This is a genomic window from Nocardia sp. No.11 (assembly GCF_038752175.1).
GTDB lineage: Bacteria > Actinomycetota > Actinomycetes > Mycobacteriales > Mycobacteriaceae > Nocardia > Nocardia canadensis.
Map to the genome: position 1 here is coordinate 18,610 of NZ_JBCGFB010000012.1, position 20,707 is coordinate 39,316.

A 20,707-nucleotide genomic window follows, 5' to 3' on the forward strand; every position below is an offset into this window, starting at 1 on the left:
GCTTCGGGTGACTGCGTGCACCACCGTCGAGCCGGGGCGCGGGACGGCCGGGTCAGCAGGCTCCTTGCAGGCCGGGAAGTCGGTGCGCCAGCAGGAATTCCATCATTCTGCGTTGCAGGGCCAGACCGCTGGTCGATTGCATCAGTAGTCCGCCGCCGATGTGATCCGGTCCGATCGGTGTGACGAATTGGGCCAGCTCGCAGCCCTGGCTCGAGTAGTGCTCGATAGTCGCGGGCACCGGGTCGGCGGTGGTGGTGACGGCGGTAGGGGTGTCCGCGAGGGTGCGGATGCCCGCCCGCCGGTCGGCGCCGAGCCACTGCAGGATGTTCGCGCGTCCGATCGGGTAGAGGCTGGTCTGGTCGGCCAGATCCTGGAGGAAGAAGGCGGGGACCGGGCGGGCGTGCGGGCCCATGGCCTCGACGATGCCGGCGCCGGTGATGTCGGTGTATGGCGGCTGCGGGTTGATCCCGTACGGCCCTGCGGCCATCGGTGCGATCGCGGCGTACAGGTCCGGGTAGGTGGCGGCCATGACCGTGCTCATCCCGCCGCCCGCAGAGTAGCCGCCGACATAGACCCGGTCGCGATCGAGCCCGAACTCCTCGATCAGGGTGGTGGTGATGCCCGCGACAATCGACGGCTCACCGGTCTCGCGCTGCTGGTTGGCCGGATCGAACCAGTTCCAGCAGTGGCGCTCGTTGGCTGCTCGGGTCTGGATCGGGTACGCGAGAACGAAGCCCAATTCGTCGGCGACCCGCGTCAGCGCGAACCCGTTGCCGGCCAGCTGCGCCTCCGGATCGGTACAGCCGTGCAGGTAGATCATGAGGGGCTTGCCCGCAAGATCACCGGGCGGGACGTGTAGGTAGTAGTCGCGGGTGCCCGCTGCATTGGTGTAGCTGCGCTGGGTGACCTCGGACGCGTGTGCCTCCGGGCCGCTCAGCGCGCCCAGGCCCGATACCAGCACCGCCAGGGCGACCGGGGCAGTGAGACGGCCCGGTGAGATGACGTGCCCGCCGATCCGCCGCAGCGCGGCGCGGATGGATTCGAGGGCCGGCTTTCGCGAGGCGTCCGTCCGCAGACTTGTGTCGATCGACTTCATAGATTCCCTTCCCTGGTTCGCCCTACAGTGCCGCACCTGTGGCGGCTGATCCAGCGTTCCAAGATCGGTGAGCGTTCGTGAGCCCATTGTCTTGTCCGCGGACCACGGCGTCCAGGTACGCGCGCGAAGCCCCGGCTGGGATCCGCAGGCTCTCTTCACGTTTCAGCGTGCCGAGTAGCGCAGGTATAGGCGGGAGATACAGCGGTGCGTCGGTGAACCCGCGGTGTGCCGCGCCAGGGACAGTGAGTCGGTAGTTGGGTTCGGCGGCGGTGGCCAGCACATGCCTGAGCGCATCCGCGTAGCGCTCGTCCCCATCGGTGCCGCCGGTTCCCTGCCCCGATACGAGGGCGAGGACGGGGGCCCGCCCGTCGAAAGCAGTGCGAGGAGGGCCTCCACGTTGACCGCGGCGTCGAATCGGTTGTCCTGCGCGGCGGCGAGTAGCGCGGCGGCAACCCAGCGAGTGACCGGCCACCGCCGCGTGATCCACATCGAGCCGCACTTCACCGGGTTGATGTTCCAGGGATTGGTGCAATCACTGATCTCGGGCGCTTCTGGTGTTGCCGGAGCCGGGAGCAAGTCTGCCGCGGCCTTGCGGCTGACGTTCGTTCCGGCATGCTTGGCTGAACGTGAATGTTGTTGAGGAAAGGGAAGATCGAACATGCTCGGCACAACGTCGCCGCCGCGCTCGGCGTGATGCTGATCGGCACCGTGGTTCGGTCGCGATCCTCGCCCCGATCCAGCAAGGCGCCCCTCGCACCCCAGCGTTAGCGCCACGTCCACTGCCCCTTCGATCACCAGTGTCTCCTAGTCGTCTAGGGCTGACGACATTGAGATCAATAGGCCCCTCTCCAGGCAGGTCGCAGCGGCTTTCAGCCCACTCGCGGTCCTTGCCGCCTCGGCGATCCTCGACTCCGCCGAGCTGCCTGCAGGATTCCCGACCACGCAGTAGTCGGCCTGAGCGTGCACTGAAACGGCCCGAGTTCACCTCGGCTCGTTGATCCCTCTCGACGCAACCCATCAACCGGCCAGGGTGAGCACATCGGGCATGTGATTGTGTGTCGCGACATTCGGCGAGGACTTCGGCCGCCCGCGCACTCGCCGCGCTCGGGCGGCCACGATGCCGAATTGGTAATGGCGAACAGACCCCTCGCTGCCGCAGCATAAGATGCGGTGTCGCGTGTACACGCCGGGTGGACGGCGTCGGCATGGAGGCACCGCTTTCGGAAGGCAGCCAATGGGACCACTTCTCCTGCCCTGCTGACACCACGGCTCGCGCCGTGCGTGGCGCATAACTCTACTGCCCCAGCATTTTTCGGCCTTCGCGTGTCCTCGTCGGCAGCGATGGCCGCATCCGGCCTCCGTCACGAGGAGAGATCGCCATGTCCACCGAATCCCAGCACGTCGGCGCCCTGGGCCGCGAACTGATCGACACCCACCACTGGCTGCGGGGCGAACTGCGCCGCATCGCCCGCGCACTGGAGCAGTATCCGGACAACGAACCGATCGGCCCGCTGCGAGACTTGCGTACGCACTGCCTGGCCTTCTGCCAGGCCCTCACCGACCACCATACGAGCGAGGATCGGACGGCGTTTCCCCTTCTGGCCCAGCGTTTCCCCGATCTGGCACCGGTACTGGCCGAACTCGCCGCCGACCACCATCTGGTCGCAGACATCCTGACCCGGATGACTGCCGCGCTCGCCGAGCTCAGCGTCGAGAGACTCGACACGGTGCGTGGGGAGATCGCTGGGCTGTCGGCGATTCTGGAGTCCCATTTCCAGTGGGAGGAACGTCGGATCGTAGCGGCCCTGGACACCCTGCCGAGTCGCGAATACACCGCAGCGGAGCTGTTCAGCCGCAGGCGATGACGTCATGACCGGTGCGCAGCCCGCGCCTCTGACTCTCCGAGGACGCGCTGACGTGCGCTTCCGACGGCGGCGCTCCTACTCGTTCAAGAAGTCTCCGAGCGTCTGGAACCCGGTTCGAACGACCTCGCCGATTATCTCGGTGCCACGGGAAATCATCTCTGCCCGAAATTCCTCGGCCTGGGCCATGGCTTCCTGGTGATACGGCTCCAGCATCGTGGCGAAAACGCCGGCCTGTGCGGGTTCCTGGACGACACCGGCGACGGCAGGGGATTGTTCGGCCGGTGGTCGCTGGACCGGCGGTGTTCGCGACGGTTCTATCGACCATACCTGTTGTTCCGCGGAGTTCACGAGGGCCACCGTTCCCTCGGCGTACAGGACGAGCCAGCTGACCGCCACGCCGTTGGTGCCGGTAGCCCACATGGGACGGCCGCGCGCGTCGTAGCCGACGAAATTCCCGTCCCCCTGCAGGGTTGCCCGAACCGCACCGCAGCCGGCGTTTCGCACCCATCCGGTGGCGTTGTCGGCTTCGCTGGAGCGCAGTTCCAGGGCGCCGTCGGAACGAAAGGTCAGCGTGTAGTTTCCGTTGCTGAGGTAGTCGCCGCAGCGCAAGCTGGCGTCGCGCGGCAAGTAGTGCCCCACGAGATGGAACTCGCTGACGAGCCGACCATGTGCCGAAGACCAGAGAACCGAGTTCTCCGATCTGAGTTCGGCGGTGCCCGAGCTGTTGATCTCCAGTGCGTCGATTCGATATCCGACCGTATATGTCTGCCACACGTCGCCGCCGCTCGATGACAGCCTGAGATTTCCGCTGTCGTCGAGGAGCACGATATCCGCTCCGGTGCCGGCGGTTTCGGTGTTCCAGGAGATGGAGCTGCCGTGGTGCAGGGTCAGGTTTCCGTCCGGTCCGAACGTGAGTGTGGTGGTGCCGTTCTTCAGATACCGGCCACGCGTCAACCCGTCACCAACAGGCAGGAACGAGTAGCCGAGATCGTACGGGGTGAATCCCCGAATGTCGTCGCTGACCGCCGTTCCGATATCGCTGGTGGGCACCAGGCGTCCGTCCCGGTGCAGCGACAGCCGCGTCGCGGCGCTGCCCGCGGTTTCGGAGAGATCGAAGAACATGTCGTCGGCGGTGTCCAGGGATGCGCTGCCGTTGAAGTTCATGCTGAGACGTTCGAATCCGTATTCGCCGGTGAAGGATTCACGCAAGAATTGCGTACCCATCCGCCACACCAGGTTCCCGTTCTCGTGCAGGGTGACCGTGCAGACTCCTTTTCGGAGCTGCTCACCGATGTGCATCGACTCGCCTCTGTCCAGTTTCCGCCCGATGTCGATCGGTGCTGTCGATCCTGTTCCGGTGCGCAGGGACCACAGTTGCCTGCCGGTGCGCGACAGGATGACGAGCTCGCCGTCATCGCGGAAAGTCAACCGGTCGATGTCGCGGCTGCCGGGGCCGAAGCTCCAGTTCTCTCCTTCGTCACCGTGCGCCGTGAATCGTCCGTTGAACTGGAGGGTGGCTCGTGTCGCAGGGACGATGTCTGGAGGGGAGACCCACAGCGTATCGATCCCCTTCCGCAGAACCAGAACCCCGTCCCGGGCGAGGGCGAACTCGAACCCCCCTCGCGTGATGGATTCTCCACGCGTCAGGCTCTCGCCGACGCGTAGTTCCGCGCCGACAGTGCGAAAGCGCCCCGAGTGCTGGGCAGTGATGACCTCGCCCCGCGCGTCGTACATGGCGATGTCCCCGTCGCCTTCGAGTTTCACATAGCTGACCGGCGCTCTCGACGGGACCTCCCACAGCACGGTTCCGGCGGCATCGTAGGCGACGAGCCCACCGGCGGTCATCTCGATGATCTGTGTGACGAGACCATCTTCGCGCTGCGCCATCGCGGTCACCTCGCGTGCGGATTCCGAGAGCGACAAGACTCCGTTCGACTGTAGAGTCAAGCGGAATCGCCCATTGCTCAGGAATTGGCCGTGGCCGATCGTGTCGCCGACATGCAGAGTGTCACCCACCTGTTCCCCCCTCGTTCTCCGCAGGTGTGGGAAGCATACGTGCGATGTGCAGTGGTGGCCCAGTACACACCTATCGAAAAGCGATGCCGACTCCGTCCCGGTTCTGGCTACGCTCCCCGAGATCGACCTCGTGCAGATCCGCCTCCGGCCCGAAGACGAGTGGCCGTTCGGCCCGCAACTCGGCTGAGGGCAGTGTCGTACTCCTTTTCGATACGGTGGACGATCGTGCTCACCGATTCGACGGCTCGGATGGTTTGTAGACCTTGACCGGCGGCCCAGACGTCCTTCCACCTCTTGAGCGAGGCGGTGCCCGCGGTGTAGTTCTTCTCGACGGTCGGCGGTTCGAGATCGTCAGGGTCCAGGCCGCACGCGATCAGGCTCGGCTTGAGCCACGAGGCCGGGGTTCCGGTGATCGCGGCGCTGACGACGAGGTCGTCCGGTCCGTGGTCGACGACCATCTGTTTGTACGCCGCTGGGGCTGTGCTTTCGGCGGCAGCCAGGAATCTGGTACCCATGTACACCAGGTCGGCGCCCGCGGTGATCGCACCGGCGACGCCGTACCCGTCGCTGATGCCGCCGCCGATGATGACCATCCCCTCGAAGAACTCACGCACGGCGGAGGTGAAGGCGAACGGGGAGAGGTGACCGGTGTGGCCCCCGGCGCCGGCCGAGACACAGGCCATGCCGTCGGCGCCGGCCTCCGCGGCCTTCCTCGCGAGCTTCATGTTGACCACGTCGGCGATGACGACACCGCCGTAGCTCTTGACGACATCCATGACGGGCCGGGGCGAGCCGAGGGCGGTGATGACGATCTGTGGTTTGTACTCGGCGATGAGTCGAAGGTCCTCGGCCAATCGTGCGTTGCTGCTGTGGGTGATGAGGTTCGCCGCCCAGGGGCCGGTGGGTCGCGACGCGTCGTCGTCGCGCAGGCTGTCGGTGATCGTCCCCATCCAGGCGTCGAGATCTTCGACGGTTCGGCAGTTCTGGGTCGGAAAAGAACCGACGATGCCCGATCGGCACGCCGCGACCACGAGGTCCGGGCCGGAGACCAGGAACATCGGTGCGGCGACCACGGGGAGGCGTAGAGAGTCGAGAAGGGTGTTCATCATAGTGTCCTGCTCAGGAGTGGGGTGTCAGCGGTTCAGTGGGTGAATGGGGAAGAGGCGCCCTGCGTGCGGCGCTCGAGCATGCGTGCCGCGTTCGTGCGGTCCACCTTCCCCAGGTGTGTCAGGGGGATTGCCTCGACCCGGTGGACCGATTTGGGGCGTTTGAAGTCCGGCAGGCGGTCTCGGCACTCGGCGAGGAGACTGTCGTCGTCGAGGGCGGCACCGGAGTGGACCGTGTAGGCGGCGGCGATGCGCTGTCCCCACACGGAATCCGGTAGTCCCACCACGACGACGTCGTTCACGCCGGCGATGCCGGAGATGACCTCTTCGACCTCGCGGGGGTACACGTTGTAGCCGCCGGTGATGATCATGTCCTTGCTCCGGCCGGTCAGATGGATACAGCCGGTGGCTGTCCGCAGGCCGAGGTCGCCCGAGTACAGGACGCCGTCCGCGTGGTTCTTGCCGAGATCCGTTCGCGCACCCGCATTGTGGTATCCGGGACTGACCGCCGCGCCGCTGACCACGAGCTCGCCGATCTCACCGTCGGGAACGGGGCGGTCGCCATCCCTGAATTCGATCTCGATTCCTGGGCAGGGCCGCCCGACCGAGCTGAGAAGGCGGGGATCGTCGGTCATCCCGCGGTGGTGGTCGGCGGCATCGAGCACGGTCAGCGGGGGGATCGCCTCGACCATTCCGTAGTACTGGACGAGATTCGGCGTGATCCGCTGGTACGCCTGGCGGATGTGCTCGACCGGCATCGGCGCTCCGGCGTACGCCAGCATGCGCAACCTCCGCATCGGTGTGAGCCGGGCGTCGTCGAAGTCGAGCATCCGCGCGATGACGGTGGGCACGAGCGCGGTGTGTGTCGCGGCGTGGCGTTCGACAGCGTCGATCACGTCCGCGGGACGAGCGTGATCGAGAATGACCTGGCGCGCGCCTGCCTCGAGAAGCGGGAGAACGAACAGTCCGCTCGTGTGGATGATCGGCCCGGCGTGGACGAAGACCGGGCGCTCGGCACCGTCCAGGGTGCCCGCCAGGACGTGCTCACGCATCGCGCGAAGCGACGCGAGTCGGTTGGCGTGCGATCGCTGCGCGCCCTTCGGTACTCCGGTCGTCCCGGAGGAATAGTGGAGGGCGCACAGCGACCGGGGGTCCAGGTCGGGCAGTGCGAAACTCTCCGGTGCCCGGGCGAGGACGTCGTCGAGTGATGGAAGGTCATCTCCCGCGCCGGCCGCGATCACGATCTCGGTTGGCGACCGCAGGGCGAATTCCCGCGCACCGGCGACCGCTGGATCGAAGATCAGCGCCGCGGGTGCGCAGTCCGCCATGATGCGCACCCAATCCCGCTCGCCCACCCGTGGATTGAGCGCCACGCGGACATAGCCCCCGATGGTCAACGCGAGGTCGATCTCGACGGCGGCCGTCGAGTTGGGCAACAGCACGAGGACGGTGCGCCCTGGCTCGACCCCGATCTGCGCGAGGCCTGCCGCGAGGCGGTGGACACGGTCGGACAGTTCCCTGAACGTGAGCGAGGTCGTGCCGTCTTCCACGGCGACGTCGGGACCGAAGCGCGCGGCTGCGACGCGCACCACACTGGCGATAGTCATGTGAGCCCTACTCCTCCATTTCGCTACACTTATTGAAGTAGACATCAGTCGGCCCGGTTTACGCAACAACAGTTCGGCGCCGGCAGGAGAGGAGCGCGGCATGACCCGATTTGCGACTTCGGCAGGGGATGGGCGGACACCGTGGGTGATCGACGCGATTCGAACGCCGTTCGGTTCCGCTCGAGGTGCGCTGTCGTCCATCCGCGCGGACGATCTCGCGGCGCTGCCGATCGCGGGCTTGGTCGCCCGACACCCCGGGCTCGATCCTGCCCGCATCGATGACGTCGTCTGGGGAAACGCCAACGGCGCAGGTGAGGACAATCGCAATATCGCTCGCATGGCGCTGCTGCTCGCGGGCTTGCCCCACACGATCCCTGGTGTCTCGGTCAATCGACTGTGCGGATCCGGCGCCGAAGCGGTGCTGGCCGCGACCCGGCGGGTCGCGGTCGGTGACGCGGATATCGTGCTCGCGGGAGGCTCGGAGAGTATGAGCAGGGCACCCTATGTCCTGCCTCCGGTCGACTCGGCCTTCCCGCGCGCGCTCGACCTGGTGTCCACCACCGTCGGATGGCGCATGACGAACCCGCGATTTCCCGCACCGTGGGTCGAATCCCTGGGCCGCTCCGCCGAACTGGTGGCTGCACGTCAGGGCGTCGGTCGCGGTGAGCAGGACGAGTGGGCGCTGCGATCCCACGAACTCGCGACCCGCGGGTGGGCCGACGGTGTGCACGACGGATTCGTGGTTGGGCAAGCGGGCCTCGAACGTGACGAGCCGATCCGTGCGGCCGATCGTGCCGCGCTCGCCGCGCTGAAGCCGGCGTTCTCCCCGAACGGCAGCGTCACGGCGGGGAACTCGTCGCCGGTCAGTGACGGTGCGGTCGCCGCGCTGGTGGCGAGCGGAGCCGTCGCCGAGGAACTCGGTGTCGAGCCGCTCGGGCGGGTTCTGGCGTCGGCCGTCGTGGGGATCGAGCCGGAACTGTTCGCGCTGGCCCCGGTCGCGGCGATCGGGAAGGCGCTGGAGCGGGCGGGGCGAAAGCCCGCGGACGTCCGTGTCCTCGAATTGAACGAGGCGTTCGCGGCGGTGGTTCTGTCGTGTCTGCGTGAGCTACCCAGCATTTCGGCAGATCGGGTCAACCCCTTCGGTGGGGCGATCGCGATGGGACATCCGCTCGGTGCGTCCGCCGCTCGCGTGGTCATCGACTGCCTGCGGCACCTGCGACGGCTCGGGGGTGGAATCGGCGTCGCCTCGGCCTGCATCGGGGTGGGGCAGGGCATCGCTATTGTGTTGGAGGCCTGACGCGATCGGTGCGACGGGCGCCGGTTCGGGAAGGCGGGTGGCTGTGGTCGACGAGGCTGGGGCTGCGATGGCGCCGAGCCCGGTGGCGCAGACGATCGACCTCCTGGGCGACCGTCTGACCGTCGCAGTGCTTCGCGACGCGTTCGTCGACCACGTGCGGCGATTCAGTCAGTGGATCGACCGGACCGGGGCACCGCCCGCGGTGCTGTCGTCGCGCCTGAACGCGCTGGTCGAGGCGGGGCTGATGGTGCGGCGCCCACAGCCGGGAGGCCACGAGCGGCACGACTACATGCTCACCGACCTGGGTCTCGCGACGTGGGAGTTCCTGGTCAGTGTGTGGTCGTGGCAACGCGAATGGTCCGCCGAGGGGCTGCTCCAGCCCGAAATGGTCCATGTGGACTGCGGGCATCGAGGCCCGCCGGAATTGGTGTGCGGGCACTGCGGGGAGACCGTCAAGCCGCGAGACGCGAGGCTCGAGCTGGACCGTGACTCTCTGGTCATGGTGGCGCGTGGCAGTCGTCGGCGGTCGACCCGGAACTCGCCGGCCCTGAGCCGGGCCGATCTCCAGTTCACCGAGGTGATGGAGGCGATCGGGGATCGGTGGAGCGCGCTGGTCACCGGCCTCGCCCTGTCGGGTGTCCGGCGCTTCGGTGAGTTCCAGTCGATCCTGAAGATCTCACCCACGACCCTCACCGAACGCTTGACCCGTCTCTCCGACGTGCAGATACTCGCCCGCGGTGACGGCGGCCGCGAGTACGTGCTGACGCCCCGGGGGCGGGCGCTGTTCCCGATCTTCGCCTTTCTTCTCGCCTGGACACCGACGGCGCACCCGGGTGTACCGGCCGAGCAGCTGGGGCCGAGGCTGCGCCACGACGGCTGTGGCAACCCACTGCGGCCCGCCCTGCGCTGCCGTGGCTGCGATGTGAATCTGCAACGCACGACCGTCATCTTCGAAGCCTGACAGCGCGGTCCGGCCGCCCTGCCTGCCGCGGTTGGCGCGCGATCGGCGCAGCGCCGCCTTGCCGAGAAGTCGACCGTTGACAAACTTTGTGCGACTTGCTTCACTTCAATAATAGTAGTGACCGGCGCGTGGGACGCCGCGGCTCATCTCTCCGCAGCGGACCCGCCGATGTCGCCCAGTCGCACCCCCGTCGACAGGAACGAGCCTTCATGTTCTTCGAAACACATCGCGATCTACTGCAGGCCGCAGTAGATGCCAACCAGACACGCTCCGCGTGGACCGGATACACCGCCATCGCCCCGCCCGAATGCGGGCAGGCGGAAGACATCGTCGGTTCCTACGATGGAGCAACCCTGTGCCTTTCGGTGCAGACACCCAGCCGGATCACGGCCGACGAGGTGTCGCCCTATACCGGCAAGGCTCTGAACGTCACCTACAGCGCCCCTTCGGCGGAGGAAGCGCTCGGCGGCGCTGCGCGAGCGGCGGTGGCCCTCCGCGACGCCGACGTAGAGCTGCGAGTCGGGGTATGTCTCGAAGCTCTGCACCGAATTCATCTGCGGGGTCGGGAATTCGCCGCGATCACGTCCCACACCACCGGGCAGAGTCTCGCTATGGCCTGCAGCGGGAGCGGGACCAACGCGTTGGACCGCGGACTGGAAGCCGTCGCGATGGCGTGGGCGGCCATGAGCCGCGTGCCCCCGGAAGTGACCTGGCAGCAGACGTTCGGCACGTCGGAGGTGACGTTGCGCAAGCGGTTCCGTGCGCGCCCGCTCGGTACGGCACTGGTCATCGCCTGCGCATCGTTCCCGGCCTGGAACGCCTACCCGGCGATCCTCGCCAACCTCGCCACCGGCAATCCGGCCCTGGTCAAACCACACCCGCGCTCGGTGCTGGCAACGGCAGTGGCCGTGAGCGTCATCCGTGAGGTCCTCGCCGAGGCCGGGCTGCCCACCGACGCGATCCAACTCGTCGTCGACACCGTCGATGATCCCGTCGCCGCCCGGCTGGCCACAGATCCCGCGACGCGCATCGTCGACTTCACCGGCAGCCAGTCCTTCGGGACATGGCTCGAGCGCAACGTCGACAACACTCTGGTGTTCACCGAGACCGCGGGCGTCAACACCGTCATCCTCGACTCGGTCCGGGACCTGCCCGCCGCCATGCGCACTCTGGCCGGAGGCCTGTCGCTGTTCAGCGGGCAGATGTGCACCACGCCGCAGAACATCTACATCCCCGACGCGGGAGTCCGCACGGACCACGGCCCCGTCTCCCGCGACGACGTGGTCGCCGCCCTCCGCTCGGCGATAGACGACCTCGCGGGCGCGCCGCGCCGCGCCGCCGCCGTCTGCGGTGCGCTGCAGTCGGAAGCGACCCGGCAGGCGCTCGACGCCCTCACCGACCGGGCGGCGGCGGACGGCACCCTGGTGCGTCGTCCCTCGGCCTACGTCCATCCCGAGTACCCGCAGGCGCGGGCGGTGACCCCGCTGCTGGTCCGCGTCGATCCACGGCGTGGCGACCCGCTGCCCGACGGCGAGCAATTCGGACCCGTGGCGTTCGTCATCGACTGCGCCGACCGGGAATCCGCCGTCGAGCACGCGACCGCGAGCGTCCGTCGGCACGGCGCGATCAGCTCGTACCTGTACTGCACCGATGACGCGGCCGTCGACGCCATCGCCGACGCCTACGCGGATGCGGGCGCGTCGCTGTCGGCAAATCTGGTCTCCTCGATGCCGATGCAGTACGCGGCCGCCTACAGCGACTATCACGTCACCGGTCTCAATCCGGCGGGCAACGCGACGCTGACCGACGAGTCCTTCGTGGCCGGCCGATTCCGTATGGTCCAGGATCGCCGCCAGGTGCGGGGGTGAAGTCCGTGTCCCAGTTCTCCGACGGCGTCTACATCTACGACGCCGTTCGCACTCCCAAGGCCCGGGTCCGCCGACACGGCGGCACCCTCGCCGACGTCCCCGCCTACGACCTTCTGGCCCAGTTGTTCTCGGCCGTTCAGGAGCGTGGCTTGTCGCCGGACGTGGTGGACGACGTCGTGATCGGGACGAGCACCGCGGTCGGAGACCAGGGCGGCAATGTCGCCCGCGCCGCCGTGCTCTGGGCAGGCTGGCCCGACGCCGTGAACGCCGGCGTGGTGTCGAGACTGTGCTGCTCGGGAATCGACGCGATCGAGACAGCGTCCGCCAAGATCGCCGCGGGCATCGCGGACGTCGTGGTGACCGGTGGTGTCGAATCGATGTCGCGCGTGCCGATGATGTCCGACCGGCCCGCCTTCGCGGAAGACGCCGACCTCGGCGAACGGACCGGATTCGTGACGATCGGCGTCTCGGCGGATCTTACCGCCGCGCAGTACGGATTCACCCGAGCCGAACTCGACGAGTGCGCCGTCACCTCGCACCGCCGTGCACTCGCCGCACCCCGGTCCGGTTCGATCGTGCCGGTGCGTTCCGACACCGGAACGATCCTCACCGCGGACGAGGGACCCCGCGACGACATCAGCCTGGCCGGTCTCGCGGACTTGGCGCCGCTGTTCGGTCGGGATCCGCTCTGGGAGCGAGTGGCGGAGCGGCTACCCGGTGCGCCGCGGCCCGCCGTCGGGCTGCACACCGCGGCGACGGCTCCGCAACTCTGCGATGGCGCGGCTGCTGCCGTGCTCGGCACCGCAGCCGCGGCGACCCGCATCGGGTCCGAACCCGTGGCGGAGGTGGTCGGCGTCGCGCAGGCAGCGGTGCGCTCTCCGCTGTTGACCGCCTCGGTGGTGGCAGCGCGACGTGCCCTCGGCAACGCCGGGATCTCCGCCGACCGACTCGATGTCGTCGAAGCGAACGAATCCTTCGCCGCCTCGGTGCTCGTCATGATGCGGGAGCTGAAGCTCGACCCGGACAGGGTCAACCCCAACGGCGGATCGATGGCGACCGGCCATCCGCTCGGCGCCGCCGGCGGCGCACTGCTGGTCAACGCACTCGATCAGCTGCGTCGCGTCGACGGCGAGTACGCGTTGATCACCATTCCGGCGGCGCTGGGACTCGGCGGCGCCGCAGTTGTCCGGCGACTCGGATGAGCGCCCGCCCCCGTCGAGCGTCCAAGGAAGTGGAACCCATGAACGTCACTGCGGACAACCTGTCCTCCAACCGCTTACGCGCGTGTCATCCGGAAGACCGGGTCGAGGACCATCTCGCTCGCGGGTGGTGGCGCCGGGGCACCGTGCTCGACCTCCTCGACGGACACGTCCGGGACCGGCCCGGCGCGCCTGCGGTCACCGACCCCGGGAATCTGCCGGAACTCGCCGGCCTCACTCCGCAGTCCCTGACCTGGGCGGAGTTCGCCGCGAAGGTCGATGACATCGCCGCGAAACTCCATGCGAGCCACGTGCGCCCGGGAGATGTGGTCGCGGTGCTGCTCCCGAACTCGGTTGCCCTCACCGCCACGTACTTCGCGTTGTGGCGACTCGGGGCGATCGCGGCACCGATGCCGGCGTCCTACCGGCGACACGAGCTGAGCCGAATCGTGGCGGCTTCCGAAGCGGTCGGCGTCGTGACCACGACCAGCCTGCATGACCGCAGGCCCCATGAGGAGGCACTGTCCCTGGCCGCCGAGATGGCCTGCCTGCGGCACGTTTTCACCTTCGGACCAGCCGCCGACGGTGTGGGTGTGCCGCTGGACCGCGACCCGGCTACCGCGGACGAGGTCGACGCGGCGCGGTGTGCGCAGCGGAGGCTCACACGGACCGTGAACGACTGCCTCACCATCTGCTGGACCAGCGGTACGGAGGCCGCGCCGAAGGGCGTTCCCCGGTGTCACGCCGATTGGCTGGCCATCGGGCACGCCGTGCAGGACGGTTTGCAGGCACAGTCCGATTCCGTCATCGTCGGGCCCTTTCCGATGGTCAACATGGCGGGGTTCGCGACATCGCTGCTGCCATGGCTGCTCAGCGGCGGGCACCTGGTCCAGCACCACCCGCTCGATCTTGCGGTGTACCTCGATCAGATCCAGCGGCACCGAGCCACCCACACGAGTATGCCGCCGGCGATTCTCAGCATGCTGTTGCAGAATTCGAGCCTCCGCACCACGTTCGACCTGTCGTCGCTGCGCACGGTCGGCTCGGGCGGCGCACCGCTTCCCCCCGGCGTCGTCCGCGACTGGCAGAACGATCTCGGCATCGAGGTGATCAACTTCTTCGGCTCCAACGAGGGCGTCTGCCTGCTCGGCGCACCGTCGGACACGCCGAATCCGATGGTGCGCGCCCAGTACCTCCCGAACTACAGCGCGACCGGCAAGACGTGGGTCACGGCGGTGGCTGAGCGGACATCGGTCCGGCTCGTCGACCTAGCGACGGGCGAGGTGGTCACGGAGGTCGGCGGTCGCGGCGAGCTGCGGCTGAAGGGGCCGACCGTCTTCGCCGGCTACCTCGCCGGAACGGCGGCGAGCAGCCCGTTCGACGACGACGGATACCTCTGCAGCGGCGATGTATTCGAGCTGTGCGGCGAGTCCGGCGAGTACCTGAAGTTCGTCGACCGCAGTAAGGAGATCATCATCCGGGGCGGGATGAATATCGCGCCGGCGGAGATCGAAGGCCTGCTCCTCGAGCATCCAGCGGTCGCCGATGTCGCGATCGTCGGCTACGACGATGTAGTTCTCGGCGAGAAGTGTTGCGCGGTGGTCGTTCCCGCCTCGGAGCAGGAGGTCGTACTCGACGACCTCGTCGCCTTCCTGCGCGCCAAGGACGTCGCATCCTTCAAGCTGCCGGAGAAACTCGTCACGGTCGACGAACTGCCCCGCAACCCGATCGGCAAGCTGCAACGCCGCACATTGCGTAGCGAGATCGCTCGAGAAGGCTGAACCATGAGTGAGAAGGCATCCCCGGTGGCAGCGTCGCGACCGACCCCGACCGGCGTGGATCGGCCCCTCGCCGAGGAACTGACGGACATGCTCACGGGCCGCTTGCCGGGCACGATCGGCATGCGGATCCTCGCGGCCACTGCGGAGCAGGTCGTCGGCGAACTGCCCGTTCAGGAACGGGTGCTCGCCCCCAACGGATACCTCCATGCGGCGAGCGTGGTCGCGTTGGCGGACACCGCCTGCGGGATCGGGACCCGGTTGGCGCTGCCTGCCGACGCCACCGGTTTCACCACGGTGGAACTCAAGACGAACTACCTGGGCACGGCGCGGTCGGGGGTTGTCACCGCGACCGCGGTCCGCATGCACGGCGGCCGACGAACACAGATCTGGGACGCGACCGTTCGCGACGACCAAGGCAGCACGATCGCCCTGTTCCGCTGCACTCAGTTGATATTCCACCCCTGAAGAGCCCGCGAACCGGGGCATAGGCCATTCGACGAAAGGAAACACTCGATGACGAACACGAAGCCATCGGCGAGCGAGGCCCCGATTGCCGTCGCGCGCCCCGCGGACAGCACCGCGGAAAACCCTTACCTCCTCGGCGTTTTCGCGCCGGTGCAGGAGGAATTGACGCTCGACGATCTGCCGGTGATCGGCGAGATTCCCCACGATCTCAACGGTGTCTACCTGCGCAACGGTCCGAACCGGCAGTTCGCGGCCCCGGGCCGGTACCACATGTTCGACGGCGACGGCATGATCCACGCCGCTCACTTCGACAACGGCAAGGTCCGCTATCGCAACCGATACGTCCGCACCCGCGCGTTCACGGAGGAATCCGCGGCCGGTCGCGCGCTGTGGACCGGACTGATGGAGAACCCCGCGAACAACCCGTGGGGCAACGGCCACGGACTGGGGATCAAGGACGCCGCCAACACCGACGTCATCTTCCACCGCGGTCAGGTTCTCGCCACCTGGTACCTGTGCGGCACCCCGTATGGGATCGACCCCCTGTCGTTGGAAACGCTCGGCGCCCAGGACTTCCTGGGGACCTTCGCCGGTGACATGATGGCCCATCCGAAGGTCGACGAGTCGACCGGTGAGCTCATCTGGTTCGACTACGGTCCCGACCAGAACTTCCTGCGCTACGGCATCATCGGGCCGAGCGGACAACAGACGCATCTGACCGAGATCGACCTGCCGGCGCCGCGGCTGCCGCACGACATCGCGATCACACAGAACTACTCGATCCTCATGGACCTGCCGCTGGTCCAGGATCAGGATGCCCGGCGGGCGGGCAAGTACCGCATCTTCTACGACCGGGCACTGCCCTCGCGCTTCGCGGTCATCCCGCGGCACGGCACCGGCGCACAGGTGCGGTGGTTCGAGGCGAAGCCGTGCTACATCTACCACGTCGTCAACTCCTGGGAGCAGGGCGACGAGATCATCATGGACGTCTGCCGGGTCAAGAATCCGCAACACCAGACGACTTTCGATCATCCACTGGCGAGCATGCTCGCCTATATGCGTCTCGATGCGCAGCTCTACCGATACCGGTTCGACCTGCGGACAGGGACGACGACCGAAACCCCGCTCGACGACGCGAACCTCGAGTTCCCGAGCGTGGATTCGCGGATCGTGGGGCAGTCGCATCGTTACTCCTACAGCATGAGCCTCGGACACGAGCCGATGTTGCTCTTCGACGGCCTGGTGCGCTTCGACTCCCTGACCGGAACCAAGGAGGAGCACAAGTTCGGCGCGGGGCGCTGGGGTGCCGAAGCACCGTTCGCGCCGCGCGACGGATCGACCGGTGAGACCGACGGCTACCTGGTCTGCTTCGTGAACGACGAGGCCGAGAATCGCGGCGAGATCGACATCTTCGACGCTCAGGATGTCGCCGCGGGTCCGATTGCGCGAGTGCTGCTACCGCAGCGCGTGCCGTCCGGTTTCCATGCATGCTGGATCCGCAGCGATCAACTTGCCGAACCCCAAGCGGGCTGAGCCGCCGAGACGCGGAGCGGCCTTGCGCCGTGGGTGATCCCGCGATCCGCCACGGCGCCAGGCAGCCCCGTCGGCTCGGAGGAGTTCAATCGAGGTGTGGAAGGCCTCGTCGATCGACATGCGCGGATCGCGGCTCCACCATCACGGTGGTCGACTCCAGTTCACCACCGCACTCGCTGCACGAGAACCGTGGTGTGAATCCGTCGCCACACGCGACGTGTGTGAACGCGATCGCGTCCCCTTCGGGGGCCGGGAACCACCGTTGGCCCCAAGCGATCATGGCCACCACGACGGGGAAAAAGGCGCGTCCCTTGTCGGTCAAGTGATAGGTCGTCCGGTCGACACGTTCGGTGCTGGGCGTTTCGCTCAGCACACCGAGCTCGGTAAAGGTGCGCAGCCGCTCCGCCACGATCGTCGGAGACGCCCGCATCCGTTCGGCGAACTCGCTGTAGCGCCGGGCGCCGAGAAGCGCCGAACCCAGCATCGCGGCGGACCATCTGTTGCCGATGAGATCCATCGTCTGTGGAAGCACGTGGGGCATCCGGACGGCGCCACTCGATCGCCGTCTGTTCGAGGCCGCGGGGACGCTGCGCGTCCAACCGCCGCTCGGGCCCATCTCGGCGACGACGTCACGGGCGTCGGCGGGGGACCCGCACGATGCGCACTCCAGTCGCGGTGTGAAGTGCCGGTCGCACGTGGTGTGGCGCATGAGGGGGAGTACGCCGTGATCGGGCGCCCACCGTAATTCCCATGACCACACCGAGAGCAGAATCGACCACAGCTCCTGACCGCAGGCGGTCCGCCGATACTCGTACCGGGCGGGCCTGTCCTGGTAGGGGGTCCGCTCGAGCAGCCCCGCATCGGTGAGCACCGCCAGTCGCGAGGACAGCACGGCGTGCGAGATTCCACCCGCGCCCATCCAATCGCGGTACCGCTTGGCCCCTTGGAAGGAGTGGCGCAGGATCCACAGGTTCCACTCGTCTCCCAGGAGTCCCAGGGCCACAGCGATGGAGTTGTCCCCGCCCGGGGTGAGCATGCGCCCGGCGGTCGGAGTCCTGGGCTCCGCGTCGGGTGCATGCTCATCGGACATCCCCAGAACTATAGCCCGGGGCGATCGAGTCCTATCGCCTCCGTCGGGTCGTCGTTCGTTCGCCACCGCGGCAGGGCCGAACCCGGTGCCCAGGTGGAATGCGTGCCGCTGGAGACACGCTCCGGCAGGCGAATCCGCGCCACCGGCCCGTCCGCGACACGAGCGGCGTCGAAAACCAGACACTCCGACAGGTCCTCGTCGACGTTCGAGACGATCGTGACCAGATAGCCGTCGTCCTCTTCGGTGCCGCCGACGCGCGGCGCCATCGCTGTCTCGCTGCCGAACACGCCGTCGCCGAACACGAAGCGCTCTTCCTGTCCGGTGACGGTGTCGTGCTTGACCAGGCCGTCGAACAGGAACCAGCCGGGGCGGCCGGTGGCGGCGTAGGTGTAGCGGTGCGAGCGACCGGCGTGCCGGGGATTGATCATCCCGAACTCGGTGACGCTGTCCGAGAGTCGTTCCTCGCGAACCTCTCCCGTGCGCAGGTTCAACCGCCACCGATGCAGGTGGGTTCCCATCCGGTCGAGGGCCAGGAATCGGAACATCCGCTGGTAGATCCCGCCGTCTCCGGTGTCCTCGGGCTCCGGGTGCTCCTGGTGGAAGCCCTCGAGGACGATCTCGTCACCGATCTCGTAGGCGTTGGTCCAGTGCAGCACGTACGTGGAGGAGGCCTCGAACCAGCGGATCTGATCGCTGGTTCCCCGACGCGGAATCACGCCGAGTCGCAGCGGGATGTCGGGGTGGAAGCGTGAGACGTAGCGGCCGGCCTCGAGCGCCTCGGGCAGCCAGAACAGCGGACAGTCGTTGAGGACCGCGTAATTGTCGGTGAACGCCATGTCGTGGGGCAGGCGCGACCCGGGCAGTTCGATGTCCACGTAGTGGGCGAGGCGGTCCTGCGCATCGACGACGCCGTAGTGCATATAGGGGGCGTCGGTGCTGTAGTTGAAGAACAGCAGTTCGCCGGTTCGCTCGTCGACCTTCGGGTGCGCCGATACGCCGAGGCTTGTCGGGAACTGTCCGTTCCACGTAGCCTTGCCCACCGTCTCGAGTGTCGTCGGGTCGAGAGTGTAGAGGTCACCGCACTGCCAGAAGCTGGTGAGTGCCTTACCGTTGTGCACGATGACGTCGGTGCTGGACGCATCCTTCATCCGGCCGCGCGCCCCCCAGCCGTCCTGGCGGACGGATCGTTCGGGATTCTCGGCGATGCCGGCCCACAGCGGCCCCCCGGCCTCCTGCTCGGCCAGGAAGCCGTCGGTCTTGACGAAGCGGTTGCGGTAGAACGCCTTGCCGTCCCGGAAGCCGACCGCGTGGATCATGCCGTCGCCGTCGAACGGGTGGTAGCGGCCCTGGAGGGCCGGGTGCACCGGGTTCTCGGTGTTACGCAGGTAGACGCCGTCGAGGTCGGCCGGCAGTTCGCCGACGATCTCGAGATCGTCGGCACTGCGCTCGACGGTCTGTGGGCGCCACGCGCCGGTGCGATACGGGTGGTCGTCGTCTGCGGGCAGCGTCGTCAGGGCGCGCCCGAGTACCTCGATCTCCATGTTCCTCTCCTGATTCCGATCAGTGCCCGACGACGAAACTGGCTGTCGTCGAGGTGCTTCCGCCGAAGTTCAACATCGCGGCCCGGCGCGCGCCGTCGACCTGGTACGCGTCCGCTCGGCCCGTCACCTGGCGGTGGCAGTCCAGCAGCATCCGCACACCGGTTGCGCCGACCGGGTGCCCGACGCCGAGGAGGCCGCCACTGGGATTCACCGGGATCCGGCCACCGATCTCGAGGTCGCCCGCTTCCACGGCGCGCCAGCTTTCCCCGGGCGGTGTGATCCCGAAGTGGTCGACGGCGAGGTACTCGCTCATGGTGAAGCAGTCGTGCGTCTCGATGAGGTCGAGGTCGTCTACGCCGGCGATCCCGGCGCGGGCGAACGCGTCGCCGATCGTGTCGCGCACGTGCGGGAAGACGAACGTGTCCTCGGCGCTGCGCGAGAGCTTCTCCGCGAGGGACAGCCCTACGGTCCGGTGCCCCCAGCCGAGGATGCTCGACTGCCGTGCCGCGTCCCGCCGCACGGCCGGGTGGTCGGAGCGGACCAGGACGACGCCGGCGGCGCCGTCGGTGAGCGGCCCGCAGTCCGCCTTGCGCAGGCGGCCCTCGACGGGCGGATTGGCCATCGGGTCGGCGCTGAACGACGCCGCGGTCCGGTCCCAATCCCGGGTCTGTGCCAGGGGGTTGCGGCCGGCGTTGCGCGCGTTCAGTTCCGCGATGACCCACAGGTGTTCGTCGGCGAGACCGTAGCGTCGGTCGTACTCGTCGGCGATCTTGTCGAACATGTACGGCCACATGAACTTTGCGTCCGTGCCCTCGCGGCCCGCCCAGGCCGCGGTGCCCATGTGCCGGGCGCCGAGGTCGCCCGGCACCGTCTTCTCGAGTTCGGCTCCGACCACCAGGGCGCAGTCGTAGCGGCCGGACTCGATGTCGGCCATGGCGGCGAGCACCGCGAGCGATCCCGATGCGCAGGCACCCTCATGCCGGGTGGCGGGCACACCCCACAGGTCCGGGACCACCGAGGGTGGCATCGCACCCAGGTGTCCCTGACCGGTGAACAGCTGGCCGAAGGCGTTGCCGACGTGGACGACGCCGATGTCGCCGACATCCAGCCCGGAGTCGGCGAGGGTGCCCTCGACGACCTCGCGGATCAGGTCGGACACATCGAGGCCTTCCCGGGTGAGGTTTCGTGCGAAATCTGTTTGGTAGCCGCCGATTATTCGAATCGTGTCAGTACGCATGTACGCCGCTCTCTGCTGAAGGTCTTGCGGTTCCGTGATGGTCAG

Annotated in this window: 15 protein-coding genes; 8 read left to right on the plus strand and 7 right to left on the minus strand. The window is 67.7% G+C overall.

What is annotated here, in order from left to right; all coding sequences use genetic code 11:
• Positions 1-52 precede the first annotated feature (52 nt).
• Positions 53-1,096, minus strand: a complete 1,044-nt coding sequence (locus V8688_RS06105) for a PHB depolymerase family esterase (RefSeq protein ID WP_342800380.1) — start codon at positions 1,094-1,096, stop codon at positions 53-55.
• A gap of 1,379 nt (positions 1,097-2,475) precedes the next feature.
• Between V8688_RS06105 and V8688_RS06110 the strand changes: the two genes are divergently transcribed.
• On the plus strand, positions 2,476-2,961 hold the full coding sequence (locus V8688_RS06110) for a hemerythrin domain-containing protein (protein WP_342800381.1): 486 nt from the start codon (positions 2,476-2,478) through the stop codon (positions 2,959-2,961).
• A gap of 75 nt (positions 2,962-3,036) precedes the next feature.
• On the opposite strand, the gene V8688_RS06115 is transcribed toward V8688_RS06110, so the two are convergent.
• From V8688_RS06115 to V8688_RS06125, 3 genes are all read right to left on the minus strand, one after another.
• On the minus strand, positions 3,037-4,977 hold the full coding sequence (locus V8688_RS06115; protein ID WP_342800382.1) for a hypothetical protein: 1,941 nt from the start codon (positions 4,975-4,977) through the stop codon (positions 3,037-3,039).
• A gap of 107 nt (positions 4,978-5,084) precedes the next feature.
• Positions 5,085-6,083, minus strand: coding sequence for a nitronate monooxygenase (locus V8688_RS06120; RefSeq protein WP_342800383.1), 999 nt, complete (start codon positions 6,081-6,083; stop codon positions 5,085-5,087).
• A 35-nt stretch (positions 6,084-6,118) separates the two neighbouring features.
• Positions 6,119-7,792 (minus strand): AMP-binding protein, encoded by a 1,674-nt coding sequence (locus V8688_RS06125; protein WP_342800384.1) that lies wholly within the window; start codon positions 7,790-7,792, stop codon positions 6,119-6,121.
• On the opposite strand from V8688_RS06125, the gene V8688_RS06130 reads away from it, so the two are divergent.
• From V8688_RS06130 to V8688_RS06160, 7 genes are all read left to right on the plus strand, one after another.
• On the plus strand, positions 7,791-8,987 hold the full coding sequence (locus V8688_RS06130) for a thiolase family protein (protein WP_342800385.1): 1,197 nt from the start codon (positions 7,791-7,793) through the stop codon (positions 8,985-8,987). The genes V8688_RS06125 and V8688_RS06130 overlap by 2 nt on opposite strands.
• 43 nt (positions 8,988-9,030) lie before the next feature.
• Positions 9,031-9,948: a helix-turn-helix domain-containing protein gene (locus V8688_RS06135; protein ID WP_308248519.1), complete on the plus strand. Its 918-nt coding sequence runs from the start codon at positions 9,031-9,033 to the stop codon at positions 9,946-9,948.
• Positions 9,949-10,157: 209 nt separating this feature from the next.
• Positions 10,158-11,816 (plus strand): aldehyde dehydrogenase family protein, encoded by a 1,659-nt coding sequence (locus V8688_RS06140; RefSeq protein WP_342800386.1) that lies wholly within the window; start codon positions 10,158-10,160, stop codon positions 11,814-11,816.
• Positions 11,813-13,018 carry a thiolase family protein gene (locus tag V8688_RS06145; protein ID WP_308248520.1) on the plus strand — a complete coding sequence of 402 codons (1,206 nt, stop codon included), beginning with the start codon at positions 11,813-11,815 and terminating at the stop codon, positions 13,016-13,018. Before V8688_RS06140 ends, V8688_RS06145 begins: the two co-directional genes overlap by 4 nt.
• Before the next feature lie 38 nt (positions 13,019-13,056).
• On the plus strand, positions 13,057-14,796 hold the full coding sequence (locus V8688_RS06150) for a class I adenylate-forming enzyme family protein (protein ID WP_342800387.1): 1,740 nt from the start codon (positions 13,057-13,059) through the stop codon (positions 14,794-14,796).
• 3 nt (positions 14,797-14,799) lie between these two features.
• Positions 14,800-15,261, plus strand: coding sequence for a PaaI family thioesterase (locus V8688_RS06155; protein ID WP_316574448.1), 462 nt, complete (start codon positions 14,800-14,802; stop codon positions 15,259-15,261).
• A 48-nt stretch (positions 15,262-15,309) separates the two neighbouring features.
• Positions 15,310-16,794 (plus strand): carotenoid oxygenase family protein, encoded by a 1,485-nt coding sequence (locus V8688_RS06160; protein WP_218719011.1) that lies wholly within the window; start codon positions 15,310-15,312, stop codon positions 16,792-16,794.
• Positions 16,795-16,879: 85 nt separating this feature from the next.
• Here the strand turns inward: V8688_RS06160 and V8688_RS06165 are convergent, their stop codons facing one another.
• The 3 genes from V8688_RS06165 to V8688_RS06175 all read right to left on the minus strand — a co-directional run bounded on the left by V8688_RS06165 (position 16,880) and on the right by V8688_RS06175 (position 20,662).
• Positions 16,880-17,830: a helix-turn-helix domain-containing protein gene (locus V8688_RS06165; RefSeq protein WP_342800388.1), complete on the minus strand. Its 951-nt coding sequence runs from the start codon at positions 17,828-17,830 to the stop codon at positions 16,880-16,882.
• A 62-nt stretch (positions 17,831-17,892) separates the two neighbouring features.
• Complete coding sequence (locus V8688_RS06170) at positions 17,893-19,425, minus strand: carotenoid oxygenase family protein (protein WP_342800389.1); 1,533 nt, start codon at positions 19,423-19,425, stop codon at positions 17,893-17,895.
• 19 nt (positions 19,426-19,444) lie between these two features.
• Positions 19,445-20,662, minus strand: a complete 1,218-nt coding sequence (locus V8688_RS06175) for an acetyl-CoA acetyltransferase (protein ID WP_342800390.1) — start codon at positions 20,660-20,662, stop codon at positions 19,445-19,447.
• Positions 20,663-20,707 lie beyond the last annotated feature (45 nt).

Coding starts and splice junctions, on each gene's coding strand:
- V8688_RS06130 (WP_342800385.1), top strand. CDS start 7,791: ATGACCCGATTTGCGACTTCGGCAGGGGATGGGCGGACACCGTGGGTG.
- V8688_RS06170 (WP_342800389.1), bottom strand. CDS start 19,425: ATGGAGATCGAGGTACTCGGGCGCGCCCTGACGACGCTGCCCGCAGAC.
- V8688_RS06120 (WP_342800383.1), bottom strand. CDS start 6,083: ATGAACACCCTTCTCGACTCTCTACGCCTCCCCGTGGTCGCCGCACCG.
- V8688_RS06140 (WP_342800386.1), top strand. CDS start 10,158: ATGTTCTTCGAAACACATCGCGATCTACTGCAGGCCGCAGTAGATGCC.
- V8688_RS06105 (WP_342800380.1), bottom strand. CDS start 1,096: ATGAAGTCGATCGACACAAGTCTGCGGACGGACGCCTCGCGAAAGCCG.
- V8688_RS06165 (WP_342800388.1), bottom strand. CDS start 17,830: ATGCTCACCCCGGGCGGGGACAACTCCATCGCTGTGGCCCTGGGACTC.
- V8688_RS06155 (WP_316574448.1), top strand. CDS start 14,800: ATGAGTGAGAAGGCATCCCCGGTGGCAGCGTCGCGACCGACCCCGACC.
- V8688_RS06125 (WP_342800384.1), bottom strand. CDS start 7,792: ATGCCGCGCTCCTCTCCTGCCGGCGCCGAACTGTTGTTGCGTAAACCG.
- V8688_RS06110 (WP_342800381.1), top strand. CDS start 2,476: ATGTCCACCGAATCCCAGCACGTCGGCGCCCTGGGCCGCGAACTGATC.
- V8688_RS06175 (WP_342800390.1), bottom strand. CDS start 20,662: ATGCGTACTGACACGATTCGAATAATCGGCGGCTACCAAACAGATTTC.
- V8688_RS06160 (WP_218719011.1), top strand. CDS start 15,310: ATGACGAACACGAAGCCATCGGCGAGCGAGGCCCCGATTGCCGTCGCG.
- V8688_RS06150 (WP_342800387.1), top strand. CDS start 13,057: ATGAACGTCACTGCGGACAACCTGTCCTCCAACCGCTTACGCGCGTGT.